Annotated in this window: 22 protein-coding genes and 1 other RNA gene; 16 read left to right on the top strand and 7 right to left on the bottom strand. The window is 61.6% G+C overall.

Annotated elements, in window-relative coordinates:
- Positions 1–106: 106 nt before the first annotated feature.
- Positions 107–1027 carry a GlxA family transcriptional regulator gene (locus tag N436_RS04625; protein ID WP_174442268.1) on the bottom strand — a complete coding sequence of 307 codons (921 nt, stop codon included), beginning with the start codon at positions 1025–1027 and terminating at the stop codon, positions 107–109.
- 212 nt (positions 1028–1239) lie between these two features.
- Positions 1240–2280 carry an NADP(H)-dependent aldo-keto reductase gene (locus N436_RS04620; protein ID WP_110740499.1) on the bottom strand — a complete coding sequence of 347 codons (1041 nt, stop codon included), beginning with the start codon at positions 2278–2280 and terminating at the stop codon, positions 1240–1242.
- A gap of 257 nt (positions 2281–2537) precedes the next feature.
- On the opposite strand from N436_RS04620, the gene rplM reads away from it, so the two are divergent.
- The 7 genes from rplM (at position 2538) to N436_RS04585 (ending at position 7402) form a co-directional block, all read left to right on the top strand.
- Entirely contained in the window at positions 2538–2966 is a 429-nt protein-coding gene (gene rplM, locus N436_RS04615) for a 50S ribosomal protein L13 (protein WP_003251819.1), read from the top strand.
- 14 nt (positions 2967–2980) lie between these two features.
- Entirely contained in the window at positions 2981–3373 is a 393-nt protein-coding gene (rpsI, locus tag N436_RS04610) for a 30S ribosomal protein S9 (protein ID WP_003260797.1), read from the top strand.
- Between the two features lie 263 nt (positions 3374–3636).
- Positions 3637–4230, top strand: coding sequence for a ubiquinol-cytochrome c reductase iron-sulfur subunit (gene petA, locus N436_RS04605; protein ID WP_003251823.1), 594 nt, complete (start codon positions 3637–3639; stop codon positions 4228–4230).
- A complete protein-coding gene (locus tag N436_RS04600) occupies positions 4230–5441 on the top strand; it encodes a cytochrome bc complex cytochrome b subunit (RefSeq protein WP_003251825.1) in 1212 nt (403 codons plus the stop codon). The genes petA and N436_RS04600 overlap by 1 nt, the downstream gene beginning before the upstream one ends.
- Entirely contained in the window at positions 5441–6220 is a 780-nt protein-coding gene (locus tag N436_RS04595) for a cytochrome c1 (protein ID WP_110740498.1), read from the top strand. Before N436_RS04600 ends, N436_RS04595 begins: the two co-directional genes overlap by 1 nt.
- A gap of 119 nt (positions 6221–6339) precedes the next feature.
- A complete protein-coding gene (locus tag N436_RS04590) occupies positions 6340–6963 on the top strand; it encodes a glutathione S-transferase N-terminal domain-containing protein (RefSeq protein ID WP_105945738.1) in 624 nt (207 codons plus the stop codon).
- Positions 6964–6973: 10 nt separating this feature from the next.
- Complete coding sequence (locus tag N436_RS04585) at positions 6974–7402, top strand: ClpXP protease specificity-enhancing factor (RefSeq protein WP_082426418.1); 429 nt, start codon at positions 6974–6976, stop codon at positions 7400–7402.
- Between the two features lie 50 nt (positions 7403–7452).
- Here N436_RS04585 and N436_RS04580 read toward each other — a convergent pair whose 3' ends face one another.
- The 5 genes from N436_RS04580 to N436_RS04560 form a co-directional block, all read right to left on the bottom strand.
- A complete protein-coding gene (locus tag N436_RS04580; protein WP_012274072.1) occupies positions 7453–7671 on the bottom strand; it encodes a YgdI/YgdR family lipoprotein in 219 nt (72 codons plus the stop codon).
- A 131-nt stretch (positions 7672–7802) separates the two neighbouring features.
- On the bottom strand, positions 7803–8381 hold the full coding sequence (locus N436_RS04575; RefSeq protein ID WP_016713549.1) for a BON domain-containing protein: 579 nt from the start codon (positions 8379–8381) through the stop codon (positions 7803–7805).
- Positions 8378–8971 (bottom strand): phosphoheptose isomerase, encoded by a 594-nt coding sequence (locus tag N436_RS04570; RefSeq protein WP_016713550.1) that lies wholly within the window; start codon positions 8969–8971, stop codon positions 8378–8380. Before N436_RS04570 ends, N436_RS04575 begins: the two co-directional genes overlap by 4 nt.
- Before the next feature lie 86 nt (positions 8972–9057).
- Positions 9058–9429 (bottom strand): YraN family protein, encoded by a 372-nt coding sequence (locus N436_RS04565; RefSeq protein ID WP_110740497.1) that lies wholly within the window; start codon positions 9427–9429, stop codon positions 9058–9060.
- The gene (locus tag N436_RS04560) at positions 9429–11246 is read right to left on the bottom strand and encodes a penicillin-binding protein activator (protein ID WP_105945739.1); all 1818 of its coding nucleotides are present in this window, start codon (positions 11244–11246) and stop codon (positions 9429–9431) included. The genes N436_RS04565 and N436_RS04560 overlap by 1 nt, the downstream gene beginning before the upstream one ends.
- Before the next feature lie 186 nt (positions 11247–11432).
- Between N436_RS04560 and rsmI the strand changes: the two genes are divergently transcribed.
- The 9 genes from rsmI to mraY all read left to right on the top strand — a co-directional run bounded on the left by rsmI (position 11433) and on the right by mraY (position 20425).
- Positions 11433–12308, top strand: a complete 876-nt coding sequence (gene rsmI / locus N436_RS04555; RefSeq protein WP_016713554.1) for a 16S rRNA (cytidine(1402)-2'-O)-methyltransferase — start codon at positions 11433–11435, stop codon at positions 12306–12308.
- Between the two features lie 67 nt (positions 12309–12375).
- An RNA gene (gene rnpB, locus N436_RS04550) (RNase P RNA component class A) lies at positions 12376–12750 on the top strand.
- A 308-nt stretch (positions 12751–13058) separates the two neighbouring features.
- Entirely contained in the window at positions 13059–13514 is a 456-nt protein-coding gene (gene mraZ, locus N436_RS04545; RefSeq protein ID WP_004575120.1) for a division/cell wall cluster transcriptional repressor MraZ, read from the top strand.
- On the top strand, positions 13511–14458 hold the full coding sequence (gene rsmH / locus N436_RS04540) for a 16S rRNA (cytosine(1402)-N(4))-methyltransferase RsmH (RefSeq protein WP_019097348.1): 948 nt from the start codon (positions 13511–13513) through the stop codon (positions 14456–14458). The genes mraZ and rsmH overlap by 4 nt, the downstream gene beginning before the upstream one ends.
- Positions 14455–14748 (top strand): cell division protein FtsL, encoded by a 294-nt coding sequence (gene ftsL / locus N436_RS04535; RefSeq protein ID WP_003260787.1) that lies wholly within the window; start codon positions 14455–14457, stop codon positions 14746–14748. The genes rsmH and ftsL overlap by 4 nt, the downstream gene beginning before the upstream one ends.
- A complete protein-coding gene (locus N436_RS04530; RefSeq protein ID WP_177410870.1) occupies positions 14748–16496 on the top strand; it encodes a penicillin-binding protein 2 in 1749 nt (582 codons plus the stop codon). The genes ftsL and N436_RS04530 overlap by 1 nt, the downstream gene beginning before the upstream one ends.
- Entirely contained in the window at positions 16496–17983 is a 1488-nt protein-coding gene (locus tag N436_RS04525) for a UDP-N-acetylmuramoyl-L-alanyl-D-glutamate--2,6-diaminopimelate ligase (protein ID WP_110740495.1), read from the top strand. Before N436_RS04530 ends, N436_RS04525 begins: the two co-directional genes overlap by 1 nt.
- Positions 17976–19343 (top strand): UDP-N-acetylmuramoyl-tripeptide--D-alanyl-D-alanine ligase, encoded by a 1368-nt coding sequence (murF, locus tag N436_RS04520; protein WP_110740494.1) that lies wholly within the window; start codon positions 17976–17978, stop codon positions 19341–19343. Before N436_RS04525 ends, murF begins: the two co-directional genes overlap by 8 nt.
- Entirely contained in the window at positions 19343–20425 is a 1083-nt protein-coding gene (gene mraY, locus N436_RS04515; protein WP_016713560.1) for a phospho-N-acetylmuramoyl-pentapeptide-transferase, read from the top strand. Before murF ends, mraY begins: the two co-directional genes overlap by 1 nt.
- Positions 20426–20431 lie beyond the last annotated feature (6 nt).

Genomic DNA, 20431 nt, shown 5'->3' with positions numbered 1-20431 from the left:
TCGCCGGCAAGCCAGCTCCCACAGGTTCAGCGCAGCCCTTGATGTGTGTGCAATACCTGTGGGAGCTGGCTTGCCGGCGATGGGCTGCAAAGCAGCCCCATTGGCCTCAAGCCTCTTGCATGAACTGTTGCCGATACTGGTTCGGCGACAACTCGGTGTGCTGACGGAACAGCCGCGCAAAGAAACTGGCATCGTCATAACCGACCTCATAGCTGATGGTCTTGATGCTCTTGCGCGTACTCGACAGCAACCCCTTGGCTGTCTCGATCCGTAGCCGTTGCAGGTAGTGCAGCGGCTTGTCGCCCGTCGCGCCCTGGAAACGGCGCATGAAGTTGCGGATGCTCATGCCGTGGTTGCGGGCCACATCCTCGAAGCGGAACTTGTCGGCGAAGTGCTCTTCCAGCCAATGCTGGATCTGCAGGATGATCAGGTCCTGGTGCAGCTTCTGCCCGCCAAAGCCCATACGCCCCGGGGTGTAGTTGCGCTGGACTTCGTAGAGGATGTCGCGGGCCACGGCACGGGCCACGTTGGCGCCGCAGAAGCGTTCGATCAGGTAGATGTACAGGTCGCAGGCCGAGGTAGCGCCGCCCGCGCAATAGATATTGTCGGCGTCGGTCAGGTGCTTGTCCTGGTTCAGCCGGATCTTCGGAAAGCGCTCGGCAAAGCTGTTGAAGAAGCGCCAGTAGGTGGTCGCCTCCTTGCCATCGAGCAGGCCGGACTCGGCCAGCCAGAACACTCCACTGGCCTCGGCGCACAGCACCGCGCCGCGCGCATGCTGGTCACGCAGCCACGGTAGCACCTGTGGGTAGCGTTGCAGCAGGTTGTCGAAGTCGTCCCAGTAGGCCGGGAGGATGATCACATCGGCGTCGTCCAGGCCACCGTCGACCGGTAGCTGCACATTGCTGAAACTGTCCACAGGCTGGCCGTCGGGGCTCACCAGGCGGATTTCGAACATGGGCTGCAGGCCCAGGCCCAGCTGCTTGCTGTAGCGCAGGCTGGCGAGGTGGAAGAAATCCTTGGCTTGCATCAAGGTCGAAGCGAACACCTTGTCAATGGCCAGGATGCTGACGCGCCGCAGCGACGCGGAGGGTTGGGTAAACATCATTGTCATTGTTCTTATAGGGTAGAGTGGTCAATCACCGGCTGGATCGTCTTATTTTTTGGCGATGGTGTCTACCCCGGTACAGCACGCGGCTTCTTCGCGGGGTTACCCGCGAAGAGGGCGTTACAGGATTGCGCTCAAGGCGCAGGGTTGGGCTGCTCCTGGTGAATCGCCTCGATCCCTGCCAGCAGCTCGTCGCTCAGGCTCAACTCGACGCTGGCCAGGTTGCTCTCCAGTTGTTCGAGGCTGGTCGCGCCAATGATGTTGCTGGTCACGAAAGGCTGCCGGGTCACGAATGCCAGGGCCATCTGCGCCGGGTCCAGGCCATGCTCGCGGGCCAGTTGCACGTAGCGGCTGCAGGCCGCCACGGTCTGCGGGTTGGAATAGCGGGCAAAGCGGCTGAAGAGGGTCAGGCGGGCATTTTCCGGCCGTGCACCGTTCTCGTATTTGCCCGAGAGCATGCCGAAGGCCAGCGGCGAGTAGGCCAGCAGGCCGCACTGCTCACGGATGGCCACTTCCGCCAGGCCCACCTCGAAACTGCGGTTGAGCAGGTTGTAGGGGTTCTGGATCGATACCGCCCGCGGCCAGCCACGGCTTTCGGCCAGTTGCAGAAACTTCATGGTGCCCCACGGCGTTTCGTTGGACAGGCCGACGTGACGGATCTTGCCCGCACGTACCTGTTCGTCGAGTACTTCGAGGGTTTCTTCCAGCGGGGTGAAGTGGTCCTGTGGCAGGTGCTGGTAGCCCAGCTTGCCGAAGAAGTTGGTGCTGCGCTCCGGCCAGTGCAACTGGTACAAGTCGATGCGGTCGGTCTGCAGGCGCTTCAGGCTCTCGTCCAGTGCTGCGACGATGTGCTGACGGTTGTGTTTGAGCTGGCCGTCGCGAATGTGGCTGATGCCGTTGCCGGGGCCTGCGACCTTGCTGGCCAGCACCCAGTCGTCACGGTCGCCATGTTCACGGAACCAGTTGCCGATGATGCGCTCGGTAGCCGCGTAGGTTTCCGGGCGGGGCGGCACCGGGTACATCTCGGCGGTGTCGATGAAGTTGATCCCGGCGGCCTTGGCCCGGGCGATCTGTTCGAAGGCTTCGGCCTGAACGTTCTGTTCGCCCCAGGTCATGGTGCCCAGGCACAGGGCGCTGACGTTGAGGTCGGTACGGCCGAGCTGGCGGTATTCCATCAGGTAGACACTCCTTGGCAAAGAAGCCCATCAAAGCAGGTTGAAATTTTTCGCGCAATCTGGATAATTCGGCCCCTCTCCGTGTGGCGGAAGTGATGCACCACCACGCAGGAAGAACCCCGTCGAACATTGGCGTGCCCGACCCGAGCCCCCAAAAGCGTCAGCGTTCGGCTGCGCGTTTGCCCTTGGCAAGCTGTGCACTATCCAGTAAGATTCGCCGTCTATTTTTCGCTGGGCGGCCTCTGAGGCTTTAGAGAATGAAAACTTTTACTGCTAAACCGGAAACAGTAAAGCGCGAGTGGTTCGTAGTTGACGCCGCTGGCCAGACCCTGGGTCGTCTGGCTACCGAAATCGCTACCCGTCTGCGTGGCAAACACAAACCAGAATACACCCCTCACGTTGACACCGGCGACTACATCGTCGTTATCAACGCCGAGCAGGTTCGTGTGACTGGTGCCAAGTCTTCCGACAAAATGTACTACTCCCACTCCGGCTTCCCGGGCGGTATCAAGGAAATCAACTTCGAGAAGTTGATCGCCAAGGCCCCTGAGCGTGTTATCGAAACCGCGGTCAAAGGCATGCTGCCTAAGAACCCGCTGGGTCGCGACATGTACCGCAAGCTGAAAGTGTACGCGGGTGCTGCTCACCCACACACTGCTCAGCAGCCTCAAGAACTGAAGATCTAACGGGAAGGTTCATTATGTCGGCGACTCAAAACTACGGCACTGGCCGTCGCAAGACCGCAACCGCTCGCGTATTCCTGCGTCCGGGTACTGGTAACATTTCCATCAACAACCGTTCTCTGGACGTGTTCTTCGGTCGCGAAACCGCTCGCATGGTTGTTCGCCAGCCACTCGAGCTGACCGAAACCGTTGAGAAATTCGACATCTACGTCACCGTTTCCGGTGGTGGTGTCAGCGGTCAGGCCGGTGCGATCCGTCACGGTATCACCCGCGCTCTGATGGAATACGACGAAACCCTGCGTGGCGCTCTGCGTCGTGCTGGCTACGTCACCCGCGATGCTCGTGAAGTCGAGCGTAAGAAAGTGGGTCTGCGTAAAGCGCGTAAGCGTCCTCAGTACTCCAAGCGTTAATACCGCTTCGGCAGTTGAGAAAAGCCCGGTTCCTTGGAACCGGGCTTTTTTTTTGGCTTGAACTAACCTGTCAGCATGTCAGTGGCCACTTGTCGCATAGACGCAGATCAAGCAAAGCGCGGGTTGTCGCCCCTTGCCGGGGTAATCACCTTGTCAGTGTGTGGATTTGTTTCTTAACATGGCGGCCAATTTTTAGTGCCATTGACACAACCTAAGTACAAGCCTGGTTCAACAGGCCAAGCAAGCTGATGGGAGAGGACTGAATGAGCAATGACGGCGTCAACGCAGGCCGGCGCCGCTTCCTCGTAGCCGCGACATCCGTGGTCGGGGCAGCGGGAGCAGTGGGGGCTGCGGTACCGTTCGTGGGGTCATGGTTTCCCAGTGCCAAGGCGAAAGCCGCGGGTGCACCGGTGAAGGTCAATATCGCCAAGGTCGAGGCCGGGCAGCAGATGGTGGCCGAGTGGCGTGGCCAGCCGGTGTTCATTGTGCGGCGAACGGAGGAGATCCTCGGTAACCTGAAAAAAATCACCGGCGACCTGTCTGATCCAGAGTCCAAGGCCTCGGTGCAGCCGGCCTACGTCGACCCTGAGGTTCGCTCGATCAAGCCGGAAATCCTCATTCTCGTCGGCCTGTGCACGCACCTGGGGTGTTCGCCCACCTTCCGCCCGGAAGTGGCGCCTGCCGATCTCGGTCCAAAGTGGGTAGGTGGCTACTTCTGCCCGTGCCACGGCTCCCACTACGACCTCGCTGGCCGCGTCTACAAGTCGCAGCCGGCGCCTCTCAACCTGCCAGTGCCACCGCACTCTTACGAGTCGGACGAGATCATCGTCATCGGCGTCGACCAGGAGAACGCATGATGAGCAAGTTCATGGACTGGATTGATGCTCGCTTCCCCGCCACCAAGATGTGGGAAGACCACCTGAGCAAGTATTACGCGCCCAAGAACTTCAACTTCCTGTACTTCTTCGGCTCCCTGGCGCTGCTGGTGCTGGTCAACCAGATCGTCACCGGCGTATGGCTGACCATGAGCTTTACGCCCTCGGCGGAAGAGGCATTCGCCTCGGTCGAGTACATCATGCGTGACGTGGAATACGGCTGGATCCTGCGCTATTTGCACTCCACCGGTGCGTCGGCGTTCTTCATCGTGGTCTATCTGCACATGTTCCGTGGCCTGCTGTACGGCTCCTACCAGAAGCCACGCGAGCTGGTCTGGCTGTTCGGTATGCTGATCTACCTGGCGCTGATGGCTGAAGCCTTCATGGGCTACCTGCTGCCGTGGGGGCAGATGTCGTACTGGGGGGCCCAGGTGATCATCTCGCTGTTTGGCGCCATTCCGGTGATTGGCGACGACCTCACTCAGTGGATCCGCGGCGACTACCTGATCTCGGGTATCACCCTGAACCGCTTCTTCGCCTTGCATGTGGTTGCACTGCCCATCGTCATCCTCGGCCTGGTGGTGCTGCACATCCTCGCCCTGCACGAAGTGGGTTCGAACAACCCCGATGGCGTCGACATCAAGAAGAAAAAGGACGAAAACGGCATTCCGCTGGACGGCATTCCGTTCCACCCGTACTACACCGTCAAGGACATCGTCGGCGTGGTGGTGTTCCTGTTCGTGTTCTGTGCCGTGGTGTTCTTCTTCCCTGAAATGGGTGGTTACTTCCTGGAGAAACCGAACTTCGAGCAGGCCAACGCCTTCAAGACGCCTGAGCACATTGCGCCTGTGTGGTACTTCACACCGTTCTACGCCATTTTGCGTGCGGTGCCTGACAAGCTGATGGGTGTCATCGCCATGGGTGCGGCCATCGCCGTGCTGTTCGTACTGCCCTGGCTCGACCGTAGCCCGGTGCGTTCCATGCGTTACAAGGGCTGGATCAGCAAGGTCTTCCTGCTGGTGTTCTGCGTGGCCTTCGTCATTCTCGGCGTGCTGGGCGTACTGGCGCCGACACCTGGGCGCACCTTGCTGTCGCAGGTATGCACGGTGTTGTACTTCGCCTACTTCCTGCTGATGCCGTTCTACACAAGGCTCGAGAAGACCAAACCGGTTCCGGAAAGGGTGACTGGCTGATGAAAAAGTTGATTGCAGTATTTTTGCTGGCAGTGATGCCTGCCTTTTCCTTCGCTGCCGAACACGGTCTGGAGCTGGACAAGGTCGATATCGACCTGACCGACAAGGCCGCCATGCAGGACGGTGCGCGCACCTTTGCCAACTATTGCATGGGTTGCCACAGTGCCAAGTTCCAGCGTTACGAGCGTGTGGCCGATGACCTCGGCATCCCTCACGAACTGATGCTGGAGAAGCTGGTGTTCACCGGTGCCAAGATTGGTGACCACATGCAGATCGGCATGAAACCCAGTGACGCCAAGACCTGGTTTGGCGCCGCGCCGCCCGACCTGACGCTGGTGGCTCGGGTGCGCGGTACCGATTGGCTGTACACCTACCTGCGTAGCTTCTATGAGGACCCGTCGCGGCCTTATGGGGTGAACAACAAGGTGTTCCCGAACGTCGGCATGCCCAACGTGCTGGTTGGCTTGCAAGGCAATCAGGTGATTGGTTGCAAGCAGGTGCAGACCGTGACCGATGGCAAGAAGCAGTTCGACCCATTGACCGGTAGCCCGATCACCCATGAAGCCTGCGACCAGCTGACCATTACGCCGAAATCCGGTACCCTGACGACCGAGCAGTTCGACGAGAAGGTCAAGAACCTGGTGACCTTCCTGGCCTATTCGGCCAACCCGGTCAAACTGGAAAGCCAGCGCATCGGTACCTATGTGTTGCTGTATCTGGCTTTCTTCTTCGTATTCGCCTATTTGCTCAAGCGTGAATACTGGAAGGACGTGCACTGATCACGCAGTAGTTTCTGGTTGTTGAACGCGCCCGGGGCGCCCCCAGCAGAAATGCCGGGGGCGCCCCGGGCGCGTTTTCATTTACAGTTGCACAAGCATCCCGTGCGAGGAGCCGCTACATGGGCGCAACCAACAGGTTAGCCTGCTATTCCGATCCCGCTGATCACTATTCTCATCGGGTACGCCTGGTGCTGGCCGAGAAGGGCGTTACCGTACAGGTCATTGATGTCGACCCCGCCCGCCTGCCGCCCAAGCTGGCCGAGGTGAACCCTTACGGCAGCGTGCCGACCCTGGTCGACCGTGACCTGGCGTTGTATGAGTCGACCGTGGTGATGGAATACCTGGAGGAGCGTTACCCGCACCCGCCGCTGATGCCGGTATACCCGGTTGCGCGCGGCAACAGCCGTTTGCTGATGCACCGCATTCAGCGCGACTGGTGTGCCCTGGCCGATACCGTGCTCGATTCGCGCAGCAGTGAGGCTGCCAGAACCGAAGCGCGCAAGGCCTTGCGCGAAAGCCTGACCGGCGTTTCGCCGCTGTTCAATGAATTCGCCTGTTTCATGAGCGATGAGCAAAGCCTGGTCGATTGCTGTCTACTGCCCATACTCTGGCGTTTGCCGGTGTTGGGTATCGAGTTGCCGCGGCAAGCCAAGCCGCTGCTGGATTACATGGAGCGTCAGTTCGCCCGCGAGCCTTTCCAGGCGAGCCTGTCCTCCGTAGAACGTGAAATGCGCAAGCTTTAAGGAGCCGTTGATGAACTCCAGTCGCCCCTATCTGGTTCGAGCACTGTACGAGTGGATCGTCGACAACGATTGCACGCCCCATATGCTGGTCAATGCCGAATTCCCGAAAGTTCAGGTGCCGGATGGTTTCGCCAGTGATGGCCAGATTGTCCTGAATATCTCGCCAAGTGCCGTGCGCCACCTGCACATGGACAATGAAGCGGTCAGCTTCGAGGGCCGTTTCAGTGGTGTGGCCCACTCGCTGTTCGTGCCGGTTGGCGCCATTCTGGGTATCTATGCCCGCGAAAATGGCCAGGGCATGGTCTTCGAGTTGGAGTCGCCAATGGATGGCGACGAGCCGGAAGACGATGACGTGCAGCCGGACGACGACGGGCCGCCAGAGGGTGGTGGGCAGCCGCCACGCCCAAGTGGCCGACCGAGCCTGAAAGTGGTCAAGTAACAAAAAAGGCGATCCAACCGGATCGCCTTTTTCTTTGTTGCAGCGCGGGATTACAGGTCGCTGATGGTGCGGACCTGGTCCTTGTTGATGCGGGTGCGCTTGCCATCGAGTTGCTGGAACTCGTAGAAGCCGGCGTCGCGGTCGAACTTCGGTGCATCGACAGCCTGGATTTCACGGCCATCGTTGAGGGTGATCAGGCTTGGGGTGGAGCAGCCGGCCAGGGTGGCGAAGGTGCCGATCAACAGGGCAGGCAGCAGAAGCTTTTTCATGCAGTGTTTCCTGGGTTTCTTGAAGGTGGGGCATTGATGTTGTCTGTGCCGGCCTCTTCGCGGCTAAAGCCGCTCCTACAGGTATCGCGTACCTCTGTAGGAGCGGCTTTAGCCGCGAAGAGGCCAGTGAGTCAGTCGATGTATTCGAACAGCTTGACGATCTTCTGCACGCCCGACACGCCCTGTACCACGGCAGTGGCCGAGTTGGCCTCCTGCTGGGTTACCAGGCCGAGCAAGTAGACGATACCGTTTTCGGTAATCACCTTGATGCGCGAGCTGGGCACGGCATTGTCAGTCAGCATCTGGGTCTTGATCTTGGTGGTCAGCCAGGCGTCATTGTTGCGTGCCAGGATGGAGGAGGGCTGCATCACCTGCAGTTCGTTGTGCACTTTCTTGACCCGCTGCACCTGGCCGGCGGTTTGCTCGGCAAGGCTCTTGAGGTCGGCGCGCGGGGTTTGCCCGGCCAGCAGGACGATGCCGTTGTAGCTGCTGACAACGATGTGCGAGCCTTTGTCCAGGTCAGGGCTGGCCTTGGAAATGTTCACGGCGGCCTTGGTCTCGATCAGCGAGTCGTCGATCTTGCTGCCGATGGTGCGCGTGCCGCGATCGTCCTCGATCGGCGAATTGCGTGTAGAGGTAAGTACCGAGCTGCAACCGGTGACGCTCAGGCACAGGGTCAGGGCCATCAGGCCGAGGCGCATTGGGGTCATTCTTCACTCCCGAACAGTTGGCTGTCGATCAGGTCGCACAGGCAGTGGATCGCCAGCAGGTGGACTTCCTGGATACGCGCGGTAACGGCGGAAGGTACGCGGATTTCCACGTCCTCGGGCAGCAGCAGCGAAGCCATGCCGCCGCCGTCGCGGCCAGTCAATGCTACGACAATCATTTCGCGGTCATGTGCGGCCTGGATCGCCTGGATCACGTTGGCCGAGTTGCCGCTGGTGGAAATCGCCAGCAGAACGTCGCCGGGTTGGCCCAGGGCGCGGATCTGCTTGGAAAAGACTTCGTTGTAGCTGTAGTCGTTGGCGATCGAGGTCAGGGTCGAGCTGTCGGTGGTCAGCGCGATGGCAGGCAGGCTCGGGCGTTCACGTTCGAATCGGTTGAGCAGCTCGGAGGAAAAGTGCTGGGCATCGCCAGCCGATCCGCCGTTGCCGCAGGCGAGCATCTTGCCCTCGTTGAGCAGCGCATTGACCATGACCAGGCTGGCCTGCTCGATGTGCGGTGCCAGGATGTCCATTGCCTGTTGCTTGGTATCGATGCTGGCCTGAAACAGCCGGCGAATTCGGGATTGCATGTCCATCTGGTGACCTTAAGTAGGGCGGTGGCCTTTGCTACGCGCAACAACGACCGGCCCGCGATACATAGAGCAAAAAAAACGAAGTGGGTTCAGCATTCGAAGGCGTTTTTCAGCCATTGAAGCGGTCTGCCTGCATGGTGGCTGCCCTGCAGGGCGACTACGTCGAAGCGGCAGGGGTGGTTGCCCCAATGGTGCTCCTTCTGCAGGAACAGGGTGGCGGCAAGCACCAGCCGTTTCTGCTTGCGCCCGTCGATACTGTCGAGGGCGCCTCCGAAGCCCGCGTGCAACCGGTAGCGGACTTCGACGAATACTACTGTATCGGCGTCAAGCATGACCAGATCAAGCTCACCGCCTTTGCATCGCCAGTTGCGCGCCAGCAGCTGCAGACCTTGCCCCTGAAGGTACTCAAGGGCCTGGTTTTCTGCCGCTTGCCCGGCGCGGGTTGGTGATGCTGCGGCCATCAACGCGCGGTGTCAGGCAGGCGCTTGATCTGGCCGCCGGCAAATTCGGCCCATGGCAACTGGCGCTCGACGCGTTGGTTGGCGTTGATGCTCAGGCTGCCCGAAAGGCCCATTACGCGGTTGTCTGGCAGTGCTTTCAGCTGGCCCAGGCGCGGTGCCAGGCTGTAGGCATCGACGCCCATGGCATACAGGCGGCCCAGGCTGCCAGCGGCTTGCGGCCACTGTTGCACGACTTGCTGGCGCAGGCTGTTGCTGGAGTCGAGCAACCACGGCGTTTCGCAGAAGCGAATGCCGTTCATGTCATTGTACTGGTTGACGTCGCCGCTGGCGCTGTACAGGTTCGAGGTCGCGTAGACAGGCACGTCACCGGCGTACTGGAAGTTCAGGGTCGGCTTGATCTGCTGTGCCTGTTGTGGGGTCGAGGCGAGGAAGATGAAGTCGATGTCCTGACGGCGCGACGGTTGTGCTGCGATGCTACCGCCTACCGTGCTTTGCAGGCTCTTGGCGCGGCCCTCGCTTTGACGCAGCTGGAACAGGTCGGCAATTTGCTGGGCCAGGGCGACGGGTTGGGCAATGCGCTCGGCGGCGAGCAGGGTGCCGCCATTGCCTTCCCAATCCTGGCGGAAGGCGGCCAGTACGCGGTCACCCCATTCGCCACTCGGTACCAGGGCCACGGCGCGAACCATGCCGTCTGCGCGTGCGCGGCGGGCAACTTCGCGGGCCTCGTCTTCGGCAGCCAGGCCGAACTGGAACAGCTGCGGTGGCGCCTTCTGACCGGCGTCGGCGTAGTTCAGGGCCAGGGTGGTAATGGGCAGCTGAGGTTTGGCGGCCAGTTGCTTCACCAGCGGTTTTTCCAGCGGGCCGATGACCAGTTGCACGCCAGCGGCCTGTGCCTGGCGATAGAAATCATCGAGCGAGCCGATGCGCGAGCTGTCGAACACCTGCACTGCAGGCGCTGGCTGGCCGGCCTGCTGGGCCTGGAAGTGGGCGGCCATGAAGCCGTCGCGCAACGCGCGGGCAACACCGGCCAGCGGGCCTTCCTGCGGCAGCAGCAGGGCAATTTTGGTCAGCGGCTGGCTGGCCAGTTCCTTGAGCTTGGTCAGTGCCTGCGGCAGTTGCAGGGCTGCCGGGTGGTCCGGGTGCTGTTTGACCCAGGCTTCGATAGCCGCTTGTTGCTGCTCCAGGGTGCCGGCGCTTTTCACGGCGAAGGCCAGGCTGGTCCAGCCGCTCAGCGTCTGGTCGTTGGCTGGCTGCTGCAGTTGCTCTGCCGGCAGCGAGGCGACCAGTGCCCAGATGGCATCGTTGTTGGCACTGGCGGCCTGGCCGCTGAGCAGCGGGGCCAGCAGTACACGCTGTTGCGCAGCAGCCAGGGCCTGGCCGTCGGCTTCGAGGGCGGCGGCGTGCACGCTGTAGGTGCGTGCTTGCTGCTCTGCCGGAAGCTCGGCGACGCGCTGCAGGCTAGGGTGAGCCAGTGCAGTCAGGGCGGCCTTGGGTTGGTTGCGGCTCATGGCCAGTTCGGCAGCGAGGGTGCTGGCGAACACTTGCTGGGCCGGCTTGAGCGTGTCCAGCGGGACTTGCTCGAGAATGCGTGCGGCGCGTGGGAAGTCCTTCTGCTTGTAGGCCAGGTCGGCTGCGCTCAGGCGCAGCAGGGCGGCGTCTTCCGCAGACTTGCTGGAAGCGGCCTTTTCGAGCAGTTGCTCGATGCTGGCATCCGGGGTGCGTGGCAGTTCGCCCAGGCTGGATGAGGGCGAGCTGGCGCAGGCCGCCAGCAGGGCAGCGAGGCAGAGGGCTGTGAGCAGCCGCAGGCAAGCGATCATGTAAAGGTCCTGTTACTCGATCAAGTTGGCCGGCAATTGTACCCAAGCACTGGCCGGGGCGCGATGTCGCCGTATAGATCCTTCACTATAGGTGGCTTGCCGCTGGTCGCTGGTGAAGTTCTTTGCGCCCTGTTGCAGGCGCTCGGGCTACAATGGCGCCTTTGATCCGAATGACAGGTGTGCGCAGTGACTGATGTGGCAGGGGCTTCGAAATCCACGGTGGGGACGCTGTATGTGGTGGCAACCCCTATCGGCAACCTCGATGACATGAGCGCCCGGGCGTTGAAGGTGCTGGCGGACGTGGCGCTGATCGCCGCCGAGGACACCCGCCATTCGGTCCGGCTGCTGCAGCACTTTGGCATCGACACGCCGCTGGCGGCCTGTCATGAGCACAACGAGCGCGACGAAGGCGGGCGTTTCCTCACCAAGCTGCTGGCTGGCGAGAACGTGGCATTGGTCTCTGATGCCGGTACGCCGCTGATTTCCGACCCGGGCTACCACTTGGTGCGCCAGGCGCGGGCCGCTGGGGTGAATGTGGTGCCGGTGCCGGGTGCCTGTGCTTTGATCGCTGCGCTGTCGGCGGCCGGCTTGCCGTCGGATCGCTTCATCTTCGAAGGTTTCCTGCCTGCCAAGCAGGCGGGGCGTCGGGCACGCCTGGAGCAGGTAAAGGAAGAGCCGCGCACGCTGATCTTCTATGAAGCCCCGCACCGAATCCTGGAGTGCCTTGAAGACATGGAAGCGGTTTTTGGTGGCGACCGCCCGGCATTGCTGGCGCGCGAACTGACCAAGACGTTCGAGACCCTCAAGGGCCTGCCGCTGGCTGAGTTGCGTGCCTTTGTGGCCGGCGACAGCAACCAGCAGCGCGGTGAGTGCGTGGTACTGGTGGGTGGCTGGAGTGCGCCGGAGGGCGAGCAGGCCATCAGTGCCGAGGCCCAGCGGGTGCTCGACCTGTTGTTGGCCGAGTTGCCGCTGAAGCGGGCGGCTGCACTTGCGGCTGAAATTACCGGGGTGCGCAAGAACCTGTTGTATCAACTTGCCCTTGAAAAGCAGAAAGCCGAATAGTGGCAAATTGATATAAATGCCGGTATTGCTTGTTCTCAAGCGCGCGTGCCGGTAACCTTGTCGGCGGAGAGTCGATCGGACAGTCGCTGCCTGTTTTTGTTCCGCAACTTTTGTTGTGTGAGCAGCAGGGGGAGGAAAGTCCGGGCTCCATAGGGCAGAGTGCCAGGTAACGCCTGGGAGGCGTGAGCCTACGGAAAGTGCCACAGAAAATAACCGCCTAAGCACTTCGGTGCCGGTAAGGGTGAAAAGGTGCGGTAAGAGCGCACCGCACGGCTGGCAACAGTGCGTGGCTAGGTAAACCCCACTCGGAGCAAGACCAAATAGGGTTCCATCAGGCGTGGCCCGCGTCGGAACCGGGTAGGTTGCTAGAGGCGTCCAGTGATGGCCGTCGTAGAGGAATGACTGTCCTCGACAAAACCCGGCTTACAGATCGACTCTCCACCTTTCCTTCTCTGCTTCATTCGATAGCAGATCCTCTCTGGTAATACCGAAAAAATCTTACTCTTGATAAATCACTTTAACTTCGAACTCCATTCGCTTGCGTGGGTTTGATTTTTCTCGTCTTTTTTTCTCCTTGGTAGTGCTTCCACCTTCTCTTAACGCGCTAAATCTCGGTCCTGTAAGGCTTTTCCTTATGAACGTGCCTTGACGGTGCTGCGGGCGGATTCCTATAGTGTGCGCAAGTGGCAGAAAGTGGGATGAAGTGGGTTTTCTGGCACAAAAAAGCTAACATTGTGGGGAATCGCAGCCGTGTTCCGCGGAGCCAACGCCGTCAGCCTCGATGCCAAGGGCCGTCTCGCCATGCCGAGCCGGTACCGTGACGAGCTCGATTCGCGTTGCAATGGTCAGCTGATCGTGACCATCGACGCCGTGGACCCCTGCTTGTGTGTTTATCCCCTCGATGAGTGGGAGCAGATAGAAGCCAAGTTGCGTGCCTTGCCGTCGTTGCGTGAGGAAAACCGTCGCCTGCAGCGTTTGCTGATCGGTAATGCGGTTGACCTGGAGCTCGATGGCAGTGGCCGTTTCCTGGTACCGCCCCGCCTGCGTGAGTACGCCAAGCTCGACAAGAAGGCGATGCTGGTGGGGCAGCTGAACAAATTCCAGCTGTGGGATGAAGATGCCTGGAACGCGGTTTCGGCAGCCGACCTTGCAGCTATTCAACAACCGGGCGCCATGCCCGACGAATTGCGTGACCTGATCCTGTGACCATAGATAGCGGCTTCAACCACATTACCGTCCTGCTCGACGAAGCTGTCGAGGCATTGGCCCTGCGCGCCGACGGTTGCTATCTGGACGGCACCTTTGGCCGTGGCGGACACAGCCGGCTGATTCTCAGCAAGCTCGGGCCGCAAGGGCGGCTGCTGGGCTTCGATAAAGATCCACAGGCGATTGCCACAGGGCAAGCGCTGGCGGCCGAAGACGGCCGCTTTGTCATTGTGCAGCGCAGCTTTGCCGAGCTGGGCGCGGAAGTGGCCGAGCGCGGCCTGCACGGCAAGGTCAGCGGCGTGTTGCTGGACCTTGGCGTGTCGTCGCCGCAGCTGGATGACCCCGAGCGTGGTTTCAGCTTCCTCAATGACGGCCCGCTGGACATGCGCATGAATCCGGCCCAGGGCATCAGCGCCGCCGAGTTCATCGCCACCGCGCCGGTGGAAGAAATTGCCCGCGTCTTCAAGGAATACGGTGAAGAGCGCTTCGCCGGCCGCATGGCGCGTGCCGTGGTCGAGCGCCGTGAAAAGGAGCCTTTCACCCGTACCGCCGACCTGGCGGAAGTACTCAAGGTGGCCAACCCTGCCTGGGAAAAAGGCAAGAACCCGGCTACCCGTGCCTTCCAGGGCCTTCGCATTCACGTCAACAACGAACTGGGTGATCTGGAAGCCGGCCTTGAGGCCGCGCTCGATGCCCTCGAAGTCGGTGGCCGCCTGGCGGTGATCAGCTTCCACTCGCTGGAAGACCGTATCGTCAAGCTGTTCATGCGCAAGCTGGTCAAGGGCGAGGCCGACAACCTGCCGCGCAACCTGCCGGTACAGCACAAGGCCTTCGAGCCGAAAATCAAGCTCATCGGCAAGGCCCAGTTCGCCTCCGAAGCCGAGCTCAAGGCCAACCCACGGTCGCGTAGTGCCGTGATGCGCGTGGCGGAGAAGCTGCGGTGAGCAGGCTGTTTGCCAAACCCTTGCCAGGCGGAAGCTTCCTGATGCTTCTGCTGTTCGTTGCCGTGCTGGTTTCGGCTATCGCCGTGTCCTACAGCGCGCACTGGAACCGTCAGTTGCTCAACACCTTGTACGGCGAGCTGAACGAGCGTGACAAGGCCCAGGCCGAGTGGGGGCGTCTGATTCTTGAACAGAGCACCTGGACTGCTGCCAGCCGTATCGAGAACCTGGCTTCCGAGCAATTGAAGATGCGCGTACCTTCGGCTGACGAAGTGCGGATGGTGGCGCCATGATGAAGCTCGAAGGCGCACTCTACCCGTGGCGCTTCCGCGTGGTGATCGGCTTGCTGGCCATCATGGTCGGTGCCATTTGCTGGCGCATCATCGATTTGCAGGTCGTTGACCGTGACTTCCTCAAGGGGCAGGGCGACGCGCGCAGCCTGCGTCATATCCCTATTCCGGCGCACCGTGGCCTGATTACCGACCGCAACGGTGAACCGCTGGCCGTGAGCACCCCGGTTACCACCCTATGGGCAAACCCCAAGGAAATGCAGGCGTCCAAAGAGCGCTGGCCGCAGTTGGCCGCAGCGCTTGGGCAAAACCCGCAGCAGCTGACCGAGCGCCTGACCCAGCAAGCCAGCAAAGAGTTCATCTACCTGGTCCGCGGCCTGACCCCGGAGCAGGGTCAGCATGTGCTCGACCTGAAAGTGCCTGGTGTGTACGGCCTGGAAGAATTCCGTCGCTTCTATCCGGCGGGTGATGTCACCGCGCACATGGTCGGCTTCACCGACCTCGACGACCATGGTCGCGAAGGTGTCGAACTGGCCTACGACGAGTGGCTGGCCGGCGTGCCCGGCAAGCGCCAGGTGATCAAGGACCGGCGCGGCCGGCTGATCAAGGACATCCAGGTAACCAAGAACGCCAAGGCCGGTAAGACCTTGGCGTTGTCGATAGACCTGCGCCTGCAGTACCTGGCCACCCGCGAACTGCGCAATGCCATTGCCGAACAGGACGCCAAGGCCGGCAGCCTGGTGATCATGGACGTCAAGACCGGTGAGGTCCTGGCCATGGTCAACCAGCCGACCTACAACCCGAACAACCGTCGCAGCATGTTCCCGGCCGCCATGCGTAACCGGGCGATCATCGACGTGTTCGAGCCAGGCTCCACGGTCAAGCCGATCTCCATGAGTGCGGCCCTGCAGAGTGGCCGCTGGAAGCCGACCGACAAGGTCGAGGTGTACCCGGGCAGCCTGCAGATCGGCCGCTACACCATCAAGGACGTATCGCGCAGTGAAGGCCCGATCCTCGACCTGACCGGCATCCTGATCAACTCCAGTAACGTCGGCATGAGCAAGATCGCCTTCGACATTGGCGGTGAGGCTATCTACCGCGTCATGTCCCAGGTCGGCCTGGGTCAGTACACCGGTCTGGGTTTCCCGGGTGAGCGCGTCGGTAACCTGCCTAACCACCGCGAGTGGCGCAAGGCCGAGACCGCAACCTTGTCCTATGGCTATGGCGTGTCGGTGACCGCCCTGCAACTGGTGCATGCCTACGCGGCGCTGGCCAACGACGGCAAGATGGTGCCGCTGTCGATCCTCAAGGTCGACAAGGCCCCGGACGCTGTGCAGGCCATTCCAAAGGAAACCGCCGAAACTGTTCAGGGCATGCTGCAGCAAGTGATCGAAGCGCCGCGTGGTGTGTTCCGCGCCCAGGTGCCGTTCTATCACGTGGCCGGCAAGTCCGGTACTGCGCGTAAGGCCACCGTGGGTTCCAAGGGCTACACCGAAAACGCCTACCGCTCGTTGTTCGCTGGCTTCGGGCCAATGAGCGATCCGCGCTACGCCATCGTCGTGGTCATCGACGAACCGGGCAAAGGCGGCTACTTCGGTGGCCTGGTTTCGGCGCCGGTATTCAGCAAGGTCATGTCCGGCACCCTGCGTTTGATGAACGTACCGCCAGACAACCTGCCGCCACCTGCACCAGCAGCGCCCGCCGGGCAATCGCAAGTCAATGCAGCAGACGCCAAGGGAGGGCGTGGATAATGACAATGCCATTAAGCAAACTGTTCGCCCACGCCAGCCGCGACCCGCTGATCCGTGAGCTGACCCTGGACAGCCGCAATGTACGCCCGGGCGATCTGTTCCTGGCCGTGCCGGGCGCCAAGGTTGATGGCCGCGAGCATATCGCTGATGCCTTGGCCCGCGGCGCTGCCGCCGTGGCCTATGAAGAGCAGGGCGCCAACGTGCTGCCGCTGACCGATGTACCGCTGATTCCGGTCAAAGGCCTGATCGCTCAGTTGTCGGATATTGCCGGGCGCTTCTATGGCGAGCCCAGCCGCCAGTTGAACCTGGTGGGGGTGACCGGCACCAACGGAAAGACCAGCGTTACCCAGCTGGTGGCCCAGGCGCTCGACCTGCTCGGCCAGCGCTGCGGCCTGATTGGCACCCTGGGGACCGGTTTCTACGGTGAGCTGCAGAGCGGTCGGCTGACCACGCCCGACCCGATCGCCGTGCAGTCGACCCTAAACGACCTCAAGAAAGGTGGCGCCAAGGCTGTGGCCATGGAGGTTTCCTCCCATGCGCTGGAGCAAGGCCGGGTTGCCGCACTGGAATTCGACATCGCGGTGATGACCAACCTGTCCCGCGACCACCTCGATTATCACGGCAGCATGGAGGCCTATGAGGCCGCCAAGGCCAAGCTGTTCGCCTGGCCGAGCCTGCGTTGCCAGGTGGTCAACCTGGATGACGCCTTCGGGCGTCGCCTGGCCGATGACTTTGCACGCCGCCCGAGTGTCGATCATATCGAGACCCGGCTGCTCAGCTATAGCCTGGAAAACCCGGATGCTTCGCTGTTCTGCCGCGAAGCCGTGTTCAATGACGATGGTGTGCGTGCCACCTTGATCACGGCCCAGGGTGAGCGCGCCCTGCGCAGCCAGTTGCTGGGCCGCTTCAACCTGAGCAACATGCTGGCTGCCGTGGCGACCCTGCTGGCGCTGGACTATTCGCTGGACGAAATTCTCAAGGTCACCCCGCAACTGCAAGGGCCGGTAGGCCGCATGCAGCGCCTGGGTGGCGGCGACAAGCCGCTGGTGGTGGTCGACTACGCGCACACCCCGGACGCCCTGGAAAAAGTACTCGAAGCCCTGCGCCCGCACGCCCACGGCAAGCTGCTGTGCCTGTTCGGCTGCGGCGGTGACCGTGACCGTGGCAAGCGCCCGCTGATGGCCGAAGTGGCCGAGCGCCTGGCCGACCGCGTGCTGGTCACCGACGACAATCCGCGTACCGAAGACCCGCTGCGTATCTTTGACGACATCCGTCCTGGTTTCACCAGGCCTGACAGCGTCGAGTTCGTTGCCGGCCGTGGCGAGGCCATCGCGCACCTGATTGCCAGCGCCGCTGCCGACGCCGTGATCGTGCTGGCTGGCAAGGGACATGAGGATTACCAGGAGATCAATGGCGAGCGCCATGACTTCTCCGACTTGATTGAAGCCGAGAAGGCACTTGTAGCCTGGGAGGCTCCACATGCTTAAGCCGCTGTCACTCAGCCAGCTGACCACAGCACTGAGTGGTCAACAAATCGGTGGCGACGCCACCTTCACCGGTGTCAGCATCGACAGCCGCAGCGTCAGCGCCGGGCAGCTGTTCGTCGCTTTGGCAGGCCCGCGTTTCGATGGCCATGACTACCTGGCTGACGTGAAGGCCAAAGGCGCAGTCGCTGCCCTGGTCGAGCGTGAAGTGGCCGGTGTCGACCTGCCGCAATTGCTGGTCAAGGATTGCCGGGTAGCGCTCGGTCAACTCGGCGCCTTGAACCGTGCGGCCTTCGACAAGCCTGTTGTTGCCATTACCGGTTCCAGCGGCAAGACCACCGTCAAGGAAATGCTTGCCAGCATCCTGCGTACCCGTGGCCTGGTGCATGCCACCCGTGGCAACCTGAACAACGACCTGGGCGCGCCGCTGACCCTGCTGGAGATCGCCCCTGAGCACAGCGCGGCGGTGATCGAGCTGGGCGCCTCGCGCATGGGCGAAATCCGCTACACCGTCGGCCTGACGAAGCCCCGGGTAGTCATCATCAACAACGCCGGTACCGCCCACGTTGGCGAGTTCGGCGGGCCGGAAAAGATCGTTGAAGCCAAGGGCGAGATTCTCGAAGGCCTGGGCGAGGGCGGCACTGCCATCCTCAATCTGGCTGACAAGGCGTTCGACATCTGGCGCAAGCGTGCCGGCGACCACCGCATTTTCACCTTTGCACTGGATAACCCGCAGGCAGACTTCCACGCCAGTCATATTGGCCGTGATGCACGGGGCTGCCCGTCGTTCACCCTGCATGGGCCTGATGGCAGCGTGCCGGTACAGCTGAACCTGCTGGGTACCCACAACGTCAGCAACGCCTTGGCCGCCTCCGCTGCCGCCCATGCCGTTGGTCTGAGCCTTAGCGGCATCGCCGCCGGCCTGGCTGCGGTACAACCGGTCAAGGGCCGCACCGTGGCGCAGATCGCGCCGAACGGTGTGCGGGTAATCGACGACAGTTACAACGCAAATCCCACCTCCATGTGCGCGGCCATTGATATACTCGCCGGCTTTTCCGGGCGCACCGTCCTGGTGCTTGGAGATATCGGCGAACTGGGGCAATGGGCGGAAGAAGGCCACCGTCAGGTGGGTGACTACGCGCGTGGCAAGGTCGATGCCCTGTACGCAGTGGGTTCCAACATGACACATGCGGTCAAGGCGTTCGGCGCCAATGGCCGTCATTTCGCTACTCAAGCTGAGCTGATCGACGCCGTTAGCGCCGAAAGTGCCAGCGACACCACTATCTTGATCAAGGGCTCGCGCAGCGCTGCGATGGAAAACGTCGTGGCGGCATTGTGCGGTGCCAGCGGGGAGAAACATTAATGCTGCTGCTGTTGGCCGAGTATCTGCAACAGTTCCACAAAGGCTTCGCGGTCTTCCAGTACCTGTCCCTGCGCGGGATTCTTGGTGTGCTGACCGCGTTGTCCCTGGCGCTGTGGCTGGGGCCGTGGATGATCCGTACCCTGCAAATTCGTCAGATCGGCCAGGCCGTGCGTAATGACGGCCCGCAATCGCACCTGTCCAAGTCCGGCACCCCGACCATGGGTGGCGCATTGATCCTGTCGGCCATCGCCATCAGCACGCTGCTGTGGGCTGATCTGTCCAACCGCTACGTGTGGGTGGTGCTGATCGTGACCCTGGCGTTCGGTGCCATCGGTTGGGTCGATGACTACCGCAAGGTGATCGAAAAGAACTCGCGTGGTCTGCCAAGCCGCTGGAAGTACTTCTGGCAGTCGGTGTTCGGCCTGGCTGCGGCCGTGTTCCTGTACAAGACCGCGCCGACCAGCGTCGAGACGACGCTGATCCTGCCGTTCATCAAGGACGTCACCATCCCGCTGGGCATCGGCTTCGTGGTGCTGACCTACTTCGTCATCGTCGGCTCCAGCAACGCGGTCAACCTCACCGACGGCCTCGACGGCCTGGCAATCATGCCAACGGTGATGGTCGGCGGCGCCCTGGGCATCTTCTGCTACCTGTCGGGTAACGTGAAGTTCGCCGAATACCTGCTGATCCCTTACGTGCCGGGCTCGGGTGAACTCATCGTGTTCTGCGGCGCGCTGATCGGTGCGGGCCTGGGCTTCCTGTGGTTCAACACCTACCCGGCGCAAGTGTTCATGGGGGACGTCGGTGCACTGGCACTGGGCGCCGCGCTGGGCACCATCGCGGTCATCGTTCGCCAGGAAATCGTCCTGTTCATCATGGGCGGCATCTTCGTCATGGAAACCTTGTCGGTGGTGATCCAGGTCGCCTCCTTCAAGCTGACCGGCAAGCGCGTGTTCCGCATGGCGCCGATCCACCACCACTTTGAACTCAAGGGCTGGCCAGAACCACGGGTGATCGTCCGCTTCTGGATCATCACCGTGATTCTGGTGCTGATTGGCCTTGCAACCCTGAAACTGAGGTAGATGAGC

Origin of the sequence: Pseudomonas sp. RV120224-01b (assembly GCF_003208145.1) — a bacterium.
In the GTDB taxonomy this organism is placed as follows: Bacteria; Pseudomonadota; Gammaproteobacteria; order Pseudomonadales; family Pseudomonadaceae; genus Aquipseudomonas; species Aquipseudomonas monteilii.
The sequence above is the reverse complement of the archived record's forward strand: the minus strand, read 5'-3'. Positions and strand labels throughout refer to the sequence as shown.

What these genes read in the sequence shown, in the direction of transcription:
- N436_RS04570 (WP_016713550.1), bottom strand. Translation starts at nt 8,971, where the DNA reads ATGGACATGCAATCCCGAATTCGCCGGCTGTTTCAGGCCAGCATCGAT.
- N436_RS04595 (WP_110740498.1), top strand. Translation starts at nt 5,441, where the DNA reads ATGAAAAAGTTGATTGCAGTATTTTTGCTGGCAGTGATGCCTGCCTTT.
- mraY (WP_016713560.1), top strand. Translation starts at nt 19,343, where the DNA reads ATGCTGCTGCTGTTGGCCGAGTATCTGCAACAGTTCCACAAAGGCTTC.
- rpsI (WP_003260797.1), top strand. Translation starts at nt 2,981, where the DNA reads ATGTCGGCGACTCAAAACTACGGCACTGGCCGTCGCAAGACCGCAACC.
- murF (WP_110740494.1), top strand. Translation starts at nt 17,976, where the DNA reads ATGCTTAAGCCGCTGTCACTCAGCCAGCTGACCACAGCACTGAGTGGT.
- N436_RS04585 (WP_082426418.1), top strand. Translation starts at nt 6,974, where the DNA reads ATGAACTCCAGTCGCCCCTATCTGGTTCGAGCACTGTACGAGTGGATC.
- N436_RS04580 (WP_012274072.1), bottom strand. Translation starts at nt 7,671, where the DNA reads ATGAAAAAGCTTCTGCTGCCTGCCCTGTTGATCGGCACCTTCGCCACC.
- N436_RS04525 (WP_110740495.1), top strand. Translation starts at nt 16,496, where the DNA reads ATGACAATGCCATTAAGCAAACTGTTCGCCCACGCCAGCCGCGACCCG.
- N436_RS04590 (WP_105945738.1), top strand. Translation starts at nt 6,340, where the DNA reads ATGGGCGCAACCAACAGGTTAGCCTGCTATTCCGATCCCGCTGATCAC.
- petA (WP_003251823.1), top strand. Translation starts at nt 3,637, where the DNA reads ATGAGCAATGACGGCGTCAACGCAGGCCGGCGCCGCTTCCTCGTAGCC.
- N436_RS04530 (WP_177410870.1), top strand. Translation starts at nt 14,748, where the DNA reads ATGAAGCTCGAAGGCGCACTCTACCCGTGGCGCTTCCGCGTGGTGATC.
- N436_RS04560 (WP_105945739.1), bottom strand. Translation starts at nt 11,246, where the DNA reads ATGATCGCTTGCCTGCGGCTGCTCACAGCCCTCTGCCTCGCTGCCCTG.
- N436_RS04620 (WP_110740499.1), bottom strand. Translation starts at nt 2,280, where the DNA reads ATGGAATACCGCCAGCTCGGCCGTACCGACCTCAACGTCAGCGCCCTG.
- rplM (WP_003251819.1), top strand. Translation starts at nt 2,538, where the DNA reads ATGAAAACTTTTACTGCTAAACCGGAAACAGTAAAGCGCGAGTGGTTC.
- N436_RS04625 (WP_174442268.1), bottom strand. Translation starts at nt 1,027, where the DNA reads ATGCAAGCCAAGGATTTCTTCCACCTCGCCAGCCTGCGCTACAGCAAG.
- N436_RS04575 (WP_016713549.1), bottom strand. Translation starts at nt 8,381, where the DNA reads ATGACCCCAATGCGCCTCGGCCTGATGGCCCTGACCCTGTGCCTGAGC.
- N436_RS04565 (WP_110740497.1), bottom strand. Translation starts at nt 9,429, where the DNA reads ATGGCCGCAGCATCACCAACCCGCGCCGGGCAAGCGGCAGAAAACCAG.
- N436_RS04600 (WP_003251825.1), top strand. Translation starts at nt 4,230, where the DNA reads ATGAGCAAGTTCATGGACTGGATTGATGCTCGCTTCCCCGCCACCAAG.